The following is a 7,956-nucleotide window of genomic DNA, read 5'->3' on the forward strand; positions in this document are numbered from 1 at the left end:
ACGACCCCCACCAACCCGAGCCCACCCGCACCTTGCCCCGCCTCGTGTGCCCCACACCCCGCCATCCCGATGCCACAGGCACACGACCCCCACCAACCCGAGCCCACCCGCGCCTTGCCCCGCCTCGTGTGCCCCACACCCCGCCATCCCGATGCCACAGGCACACGACCCGCCTCACGCACACGACCCGCGCACGCGCAGCCCCGCCCCCTCACCCGCAGGCCCCCCTCACGCGCAGGCCCCGCCTCACGCGCAGACCCGCCGCCGCAGGACCGCCCAGCAGCCGAACCGCCCCGGTCGGCCGCCAGGATCAGCGAGCCCCGGCGCCGTCCAGCAGCCGCTCGAGCGCGTCCCGCCCCGGCAGGTCGGCGGGCTCGACCAGCCGCCCGGTGCGGACGTAGTAGAAGCCGGCGCGCACGCGGTCGACCGGCACCCCGCGCAGCTCGGCCCAGGCGACCCGGTAGACCGCGAGCTGGAGCGGGTCGGCGGTGGCCTGCGCGTTGGTCTTCCAGTCGACGAGCAGGAAGCCGGGGTCGCCCCCACCCACGGCCGGCTCGGCGTAGACCGCGTCGATCCGGCCGCGCACCACCTGCCCGCCGAGCACCAGCGCGAAGGGGGCCTCGACGGCCGCGGGCATCCGGTCCCCGAACGGGCCGGCGGTGAACCGGGCGACCAGCTCCTCGAGGTCGTGCTCGTCGTCGCGGGAGACCTCGGCGTCGCCCCGGCCGGAGAGCCGGTCCACCTCCAGCAGGCTCTGCTGCCCGAACCGGGTCTCCACCCAGGCGTGGAACCGGCTGCCGAAGCGGGCCGCCGGCGACGGCTTGCGCGGCATCGGGCGGACCAGGTCGCGGGCGAACGCGTCGGGGTCCGAGCGCAGCCGGGCCAGGGCGGTCGTCGACAGGGCCGGCGGCAGCGGCACGGCCACCCGGGAGGCCGCGTCGCGGGCGTGGTGCTCGACCAGCAGCCGGTCGATCTCGTCGTCCCAGCCGGCCACCAGGTCGGCGTACTCGCCCAGGTCGGCATCGGGCGCCGCCGGGTCGACGCCGGCGACCACCTCGGCGGCGGCGATCCGGCGCAGGGCCTCCGCGGAGCGTTCGGTGACCGGCCAGACCACCGTCTCCCGCGAGGCGGTCGTCGGGTTCTCGGCGCCCTTGGGCGGCTGCTCCAGCCAGGCGTCGGGCTCCGCACCCCAGGCGGCGATCGCGTCGCGCACCTCGGCCTGGAACGGCGACGGCCCGACCGGCGTCTTGCGGCTCTCGGTCCACAGGTACGACGACACGTGGAGCACGTGGCGGGCCCGGGTCAGGGCGACGTAGGCGAGCCGCAGCTCCTCCTCGAGCTGGTGCCCGCGGGCCTCCTCCAGGAACGCCTTGTGGCCGGCGGCGGTCAGGTCGCGCCAGGACGGCAGGTCCTCCCAGTCGCCGCGCAGCGGGATCGGCAGCACCGCCTGGCCCGTCGTCCACGGCGTGCGCAGCGTCTTGTTGGGGAACTTCTCCAGGCACCAGCCGGGCAGGAAGACGACGTCGTACTCCAGGCCCTTGGCCCGGTGCACCGTGAGCAGCTTGACCGAGTCGCTCTCCGAGGGGGTGGCCACGTCGAGCCCCTCCCCCATCTCGTCCTCGGCCTCGAGCCACGCCAGGAGCGCCGGCAGGCTCTGCTGGCCGTCGACGGAGGTGAAGTCGGCGACGGCGCGGACGAAGTGGTCCAGGTTCTCCCGGCGCGCGGCGGCCGCGTCGCTGATCGAGGAGGCCAGCTCCACGTCGATGCCGGTCACGTCGATGATCCGCCGGACCAGGTCCAGCAGCGGCTCCCCCACGTGGGCGCGCAGCCGCCGCAGCTCGCCGTCCAGCAGTGCGAACCGCTCCCGGGCGGACGCCGCGTAGGCGAACTCCTCCGCGTCCCCGGGGTCGGCCAGGGCGTCGGTGAGCGCGGCCAGGTCGACCGGGTCGGCGCCCTCGACGGCACGCTCCAGGGTCTCGCTCAACCCGAGCTCCTCCTCGCGCGGCCCGGCGGCGCCGACGAGGTCGCGGGCCCGGCGGCCGAGCAGGGCGAGGTCGCGCGGCCCGATCGCCCACCGCGGCCCGGCCAGCAGCTGCAGCAGCGCGGCGTTCGCGGTCGGGTCGGCCAGCACCGTCAGGGTGGCCACCACCTCGGCCACCTCGGGCAGCCGGAGCAGGCCGTTGAGGCCGACGATCTCGACCGGTACGTCGGCGCGCGAGAGCGCGTCGAAGACGTCGGCCGCGTTGGCGTTGTCGCGGGTCAGCACGCCGATCTCGCCCCACGGGGTGCCGGCCTCGTGCGCCGCGCGCACCTCCTCGGTGAGCCAGGCCAGCTCGCCGGCGTACGTCTCGTGGACCCGGGTGCGCACCGTGCCGGGCTCCGCGTCCGGCTTCGGCTCCAGCGGCGCGACCTGCGGGAACCGCGCGTAGAGCGGGCCGGCCAGGTGGTTGGCCACCTCCAGGATGCGGCGGTCCGAACGGCGGTTGACGACCAACGGGAAGACCCGGGCCTCGGTGCCGCGGCGCGTTGGGAACTGCTCGGGGAAGCGCAGGATGTTGGAGACCGAGGCGCCCCGCCAGCCGTAGATCGCCTGGTTCGGGTCGCCCACGGCGGTGACCGCGTGGCCGCGGCCGTCGCCCGCGGGGCCGGAGAAGAGCCCGGAGAGCAGCTGGGCCTGGGCGACCGAGGTGTCCTGGTACTCGTCGAGCAGCACCACCCGGAACTTCTCCCGCTCGCCCCGGCCCACCGCCGCGTGCTCGGCGACCAGCCGGGCGGTGAGCGCCACCTGGTCGGAGAAGTCCATCAGCCCGAGCTCGTCCTTGAGCCGCCGGTAGTCGTCGACCAGGCCGAGCAGCTCGGCCCGCTTGTCCAGCGCGGCGAGGATCCGCGGGAGGTCGCCCTTGGTCCCCTCGGCCAGCGCCGCGTCCACCCGCGGTCGCAGCGCGGCGTCGTGCTCGCGCACCGCGTCGGTCGTCTGCAGGTGCTCGCTGATCGCGCCCTCGAGGGCGAGCAGGTTGTCGATCACGGTCGGCGGGTGGTCGCTCAGCGTCTGCACCCGGCCGCGGTGGCGGGCGATCGCGCGGGCGGCGAGCTGGTAGCGGGAGGCGTCGGCCATCACCCGGACGTCGGGCTCGTGGCCGATCCGCAGCCCCTGCTCGGTGAGCAGGTTGGCGGCGTAGGCGTTGTAGGTGGCGATGGTCGGCTCGAGCGCGTCCGGCCCGGGCGGCACGTAGCGGCGGATCCGCTCGCGCAGCTCGGAGGTCGCCTTGGTGGTGAAGGTCAGGCCGAGCACCTCGTCGGGGCGCACCAGGCCGTTCTGGACCAGGTAGACGACCCGCGCCGCCATCAGCTCGGTCTTGCCCGAGCCGGCCCCGGCGATGACCACGGCCGGCTCCAGCGGCGCCGAGATGGCGGCCCACTGGGCGTCGCTGACGACGTACGGCGTGCCCATCGCCGTGCGCAGGTCCTCGGGGGTCTCGATCCGCATCGCTGCCTTCCTGCCGCTCAGATCACCGGGTCGGAGTTCCACGCCGGGCACTGCACCCGGAACGCGCAGAACTTGCAGGTGCTCTTGTCGTAGTGCGCCGGGAACTCCTCGGCGCGGATGATCTCCGCGGCCGCGCGCAGCCGCGCCTCGATCGGGCGCTCCTCGCCGTCCTCGGCCGGCTCCAGCGGGTCCTGGCGCTGCACCTTGAGCTGGCCCCGCACAGCCCGCCGCAGCTGCCACAGCTCCGCGCCGCCGGGGGCAGCCGGCGCGCCCTCGGGCAGCAGGTCGGCGAAGGCGCCGCGCTCGGCTGCGAGCTGGTAGAGCGCGAGCTGCGGGTCCGCGTGCAGGTCCTTGTCCGGGGGCGGGGTCTTGGAGGTCTTGAGGTCGACCACCACGATCCGTCCGGAGTCGTCCAGCTCGAGCCGGTCGGCGTAGCCGATCAGGGTGACCGGCGTGCCGTCGGCCAGCGTCAGGTCGGCGGAGAAGGGCTGCTCGAACGCGACCGGGGTGCGGGCGGCCGCGCGGTGCCAGTCGACGAACCGCTCGAGCGCCGCGCGCGCCTCCTCCCGCTCCTTGGCCGCCGACCACGGGGTGCGGAACGGGATCCGGTCCCAGACCTCGTCGACCCGCTCCATCAGCATCCCGACCAGCGCGTCGCGGTCCTCGGCGGCCAGCTCGCCGGTTCCGACCCGCTCGGCCAGCGCGTGCAGCACGTTGCCGAAGCCCTGCGCCTGCGAGGCGGGCAGACCGCCGCCGGCCTCCCGCTCCAGGAACCACCGGGTCGGGCAGCTCTCCAGCGCGGTCAGCAGGCTGGCGCTCATCCGCATCGGCTTGTCGACCGGGCGCAGCGGTGCGTCCGCCCGCGACGCCGCACGGGTGCCCCACCAGTGGGCCGGGTCCGCGGCGGGCACCGGGAGCCGCCGCAGCCGCCGCGCGGCCGCCTCCCGGACGGCGACCGGCAGCCGCTCGTCGGCGACGGTACGACGGAGCTCGGCGACCAGCCCGGCCCACGACAGCGGGCGCTGGGGCCGGCCGACGGTGTGCATCTTCTCCGGTTCCTCGCCCAGGCCGAGCTCGGCGAGGAACCGGCTGGGCTCCTCGCCGTCCTCGGCGCTGCTGGCCACTGCGGTGACCACCAGCCGCTCCCGCGCGCGCGTGCACGCGACGTAGAAGAGGCGGCGCTCCTCGGCGAGCATCTCCCGGCTGCTGGCGCGCGGGACGAGGCCGTCGCGCGCGACCTCGTCGGCGGCGAGCAGCCCCGAGCGCAGCCGCAGGTCGGGCCAGGTGCCCTCCTGGGCATGGGCGACCACGACCAGGCGCCACTCCAGGCCCTTCGAGCGATGGGCGGTCATCAGCCGCACCGCCTCGCCGCGGCTGCCGCGGTCGGCCAGCGAGTCGCCGGGGATCTCCTGGGCGCGCAGCGCGTCCAGGAAGTCCAGCACGCCGGTGTGGCCGACCCGCTCCTCGACCCGGGCCGCGTAGTCGAAGAGGGCGCAGACGGCGTCGAGGTCGCGGTGCGCCAGCCGGGCCCCGGACTCGGCGGCGGCGCGCAGGCGGTGCGGCCAGCCGGTGCCGTCCCACAGCTCCCAGAGCACCTCCTCGACGCTGCCGCCGGCCTCCAGCCGCGTCCGCGCGGCGCCGAGCAGCGCGGTCAGCGCGCGCACCCGGTCCGCGCCGGGGACGTCGAGGCCGTCCAGCGAGCCCGGATCGGCCAGGGCGTCGCGGAGCAGCTCGGGCGAGGCCGCCGGGTGGCCGCCCGCGTCGCGGACCCGCTGCCGCAGCGCCCGGGAGACCGCGCGCAGGTCGGTCGGGTCCAGGCCGGCCAGCGGCGAGAGCAGCAGGGCGTGCGCCCGCTCGGGGTCCAGCCACGCCGGGTCGGCAACCGCCTGCAGGGCGTCGAGGAGCGGCTGGACGGCCCCCTCCCGGTGCAGCGGCAGCTCGTCGGCGGTGACCTCGACCGGGACGCCGGCCGCGATCAGTGCGCGGCGCAGCGGCGGCAGCGTCGAGGAGCCGGAGCGGACCAGCACCGCCATCTCCGACCAGGGCACGCCGTCGGTCAGGTGCGCCCGGCGCAGCAGGTCGGCGATGTGCTCGGCCTCGGCGCGGTCGGTGTCGAAGGTCCGCGCCTCCACCCGGCCGGGCGCGGCCCCGGGGGCGGTCAGCGGGGACCGGAACGCGGTCGCCTGCTCCCCCGGGATCGCCCCCGGGAGCGGCAGCCGGGCCGCGACGTTGCGCGCCGCCTCCAGCAGCGCGGGACCGAACCGGCGCGTGGTGCGCAGCACGACGACGTCGGCCGGGTTCCCGTCCGGCCGGGCGAACGCCTCGGGGAACTGGAGGATGCCCCGCACGTCCGCGCCGCGGAAGCCGTAGATCGACTGGTGCGGGTCGCCGACCGCGACCAGCTCCGCGCCGGGGGCGACCAGCTCGCGCAGCAGCGCCACCTGGCTGGGGTCGGTGTCCTGGTACTCGTCGACGAAGACGTGCTTGAACCGCCGCCGCAGCTGCTCGCGGACCCCGGAGACCGGGTCCTGCAGCAGCGCCACGGCGGTGGCGATCAGCGCCGAGTAGTCCAGCGCGTTCTGGCCGCCGAGCACGTCGTCGTACTGGTCGAGGAAGTCGGCCGCGGCGACCAGGTCGGCCCGGCCGGCGTCGGCCCCGATCTGGCGGAGCCGCCGCGAGCCGATGCCGCGCTCGGTGACCCGGCCGAGCAGGTTGCCCAGCTCGCGCGCGAAGCCGCGGGTGCGCCGCGCCTGCGCCAGGTCGGCGGGCCAGTCGACGGCGTGCACCCGGTCGCGGAGCAGCTCGGTGAGGACGACCTCCTGCTCCGGCGCCGAGAGCAGGCGGAGCGGCGGCCGGGTCGGGTCCGGGAAGAGCCCGTCGACGTCGCCGAACTCCCGGACCAGGGAGTAGGCGAAGGAGTGGAACGTCGAGCTGAGCTGGGTCGCCATGGTCCGGCCGAGCCGGGCGGTGACGCGGTCGCGCAGCTGCTCGGCGGCCTTGCGGGAGAACGTCAGCGCCAGCACCTGCTCCGGCTCGGCGCCGCGGCGCTCGATCCGGTCGACGATCGCCTCCACCAGCGTCGTGGTCTTGCCCGTGCCGGGACCGGCCAGGACCAGCAGCGGACCCGAGCCGTGCTCGACGACCTGTCGCTGGAACTCGTCCAGCGTCGGCACCGGACCGGCGGCGACGGGGGGCTCGATCCGGAAGCTCACGGGGCCCAGCCAACCACCCGGGTCCGACCGAACCGGCACCCGGGCACCACCCGCCCACGGACGGGTCAGGCGTCGGGCGCCCGGTCGTTGTAGACGCCGGCCGGCTCCTGGCCGCTGAGCTCGCCGATCGCGGTCATGATCCGGTCCGTCAGGTCGCGGCGGGCCCGCCCCGACGGGACGCCCTCGTACTCCCCGCCGACGCGGATCGGCTCGCCGAAGGAGACGCTCACCTTGGCCAGCTTCGGGAACCGGGAGCCGATCGGCTGCAGCTCCTCGGTGCCGACGAGGCCGACCGGGACCACCGGGGCGCCGGAGGTCATCGCCAGGTGGGCGACGCCGGTGCGGCCGCGGTAGAGCCGGCCGTCGCGGGAGCGGGTGCCCTCGGGGTAGATCCCGAACGCCTCGCCCCGGCCCAGCACCTCGAGCGCCGTCTGGAGCGAGTTCATCGCCGCGGCCTGGTCGTCACGGTCGACCGGGAGCATGCCCAGCCCCTCGAACCAGTTCCTCGAGATCCAGCCAGAGAACCCGGTGCCGGTGAAGTAGTCCGACTTCGCGAGGAAGACGACCTTCCGGGGCACCACGATCGGGATCACCATCGAGTCCGCGAAGCTGCGGTGGTTGCTGGCCAGGATCACCGGTCCGCTGTCGGGGACGTGGTGCAGTCCGCGCACCTCCGGCCGCCAGACCGCCTTCGCGACCGGCGGGACGACCGTGTGCAGCACCCGATACATCACGCTGACCGAACTTAGTGGCTACCGGCGGGTCCGCGCGCATCCGTCCGCCACGGACCCCCAGAATCGGGCGGTTCGTACACCGCTCGTCCACATTCGGCCCAACTTCCTCCACAGAACTACCCCCAGAGAATCCACAAACTGTGGGTACCCCTGTGGATAACTTGGCCGATGATCCCGACTCTCCGGTCGGATGGCCCCGGGCCGCCCCAGCCGGGGCGGCGGGGAGAAGGGAACGCCACGACATGCCGTACGCCGATCCGCGCCGGTGCCCCGACTGCCGGTCCGAGCTGACCGGCGCCGTGGAGCGCTGCCCCACCTGCGGGCTGGCGCTGCGCCACCCCCTGGCGTCCGAGCTGTTCGGGGCGCTGACCAGCGCCGACGCGCTGCTCGCGGAGCTGCGCCGTGCCTCCGCGGCGCCGACCGCGACGCCGAGCGACTCGGCCAGGGCGATCTCCCGCAGCGGCGTACCGCTCTCCAGCTCGCCCTCGAAGACGGCGCGCCGCAGCTCGGTCGCCACGCGGTC

General features: G+C 75.7%; 4 protein-coding genes. 1 reads left to right on the plus strand and 3 read right to left on the minus strand.

Features of this window, described 5'->3' with window-relative positions; translation table 11 throughout:
- Window positions 1-310: 310 nt before the first annotated feature.
- From ABLM29_RS21805 to ABLM29_RS21815, 3 genes are all read right to left on the minus strand, one after another.
- Window positions 311-3,487: an ATP-dependent helicase gene (locus ABLM29_RS21805; RefSeq protein WP_349716725.1), complete on the minus strand. Its 3,177-nt coding sequence runs from the start codon at window positions 3,485-3,487 to the stop codon at window positions 311-313.
- Between the two features lie 17 nt (window positions 3,488-3,504).
- On the minus strand, window positions 3,505-6,699 hold the full coding sequence (locus ABLM29_RS21810; protein ID WP_349716726.1) for an ATP-dependent helicase: 3,195 nt from the start codon (window positions 6,697-6,699) through the stop codon (window positions 3,505-3,507).
- Window positions 6,700-6,764: 65 nt separating this feature from the next.
- On the minus strand, window positions 6,765-7,430 hold the full coding sequence (locus ABLM29_RS21815; protein WP_349716728.1) for a lysophospholipid acyltransferase family protein: 666 nt from the start codon (window positions 7,428-7,430) through the stop codon (window positions 6,765-6,767).
- A 245-nt stretch (window positions 7,431-7,675) separates the two neighbouring features.
- Between ABLM29_RS21815 and ABLM29_RS21820 the strand changes: the two genes are divergently transcribed.
- Window positions 7,676-7,956, plus strand: a 281-nt coding sequence (locus tag ABLM29_RS21820) for a hypothetical protein (protein WP_349716727.1), incomplete at its 3' end; no start/stop codon positions are given.

Source organism: Nocardioides sp. YIM 152588 (assembly GCF_040191335.1).
In the GTDB taxonomy this organism is placed as follows: domain Bacteria; phylum Actinomycetota; class Actinomycetes; order Propionibacteriales; family Nocardioidaceae; genus Nocardioides.

Bases quoted from the DNA above. Each gene is read 5' to 3' on its own strand.
- ABLM29_RS21805 (WP_349716725.1), bottom strand. From the start codon at position 3,487: ATGCGGATCGAGACCCCCGAGGACCTGCGCACGGCGATGGGCACGCCG.
- ABLM29_RS21815 (WP_349716728.1), bottom strand. From the start codon at position 7,430: ATGTATCGGGTGCTGCACACGGTCGTCCCGCCGGTCGCGAAGGCGGTC.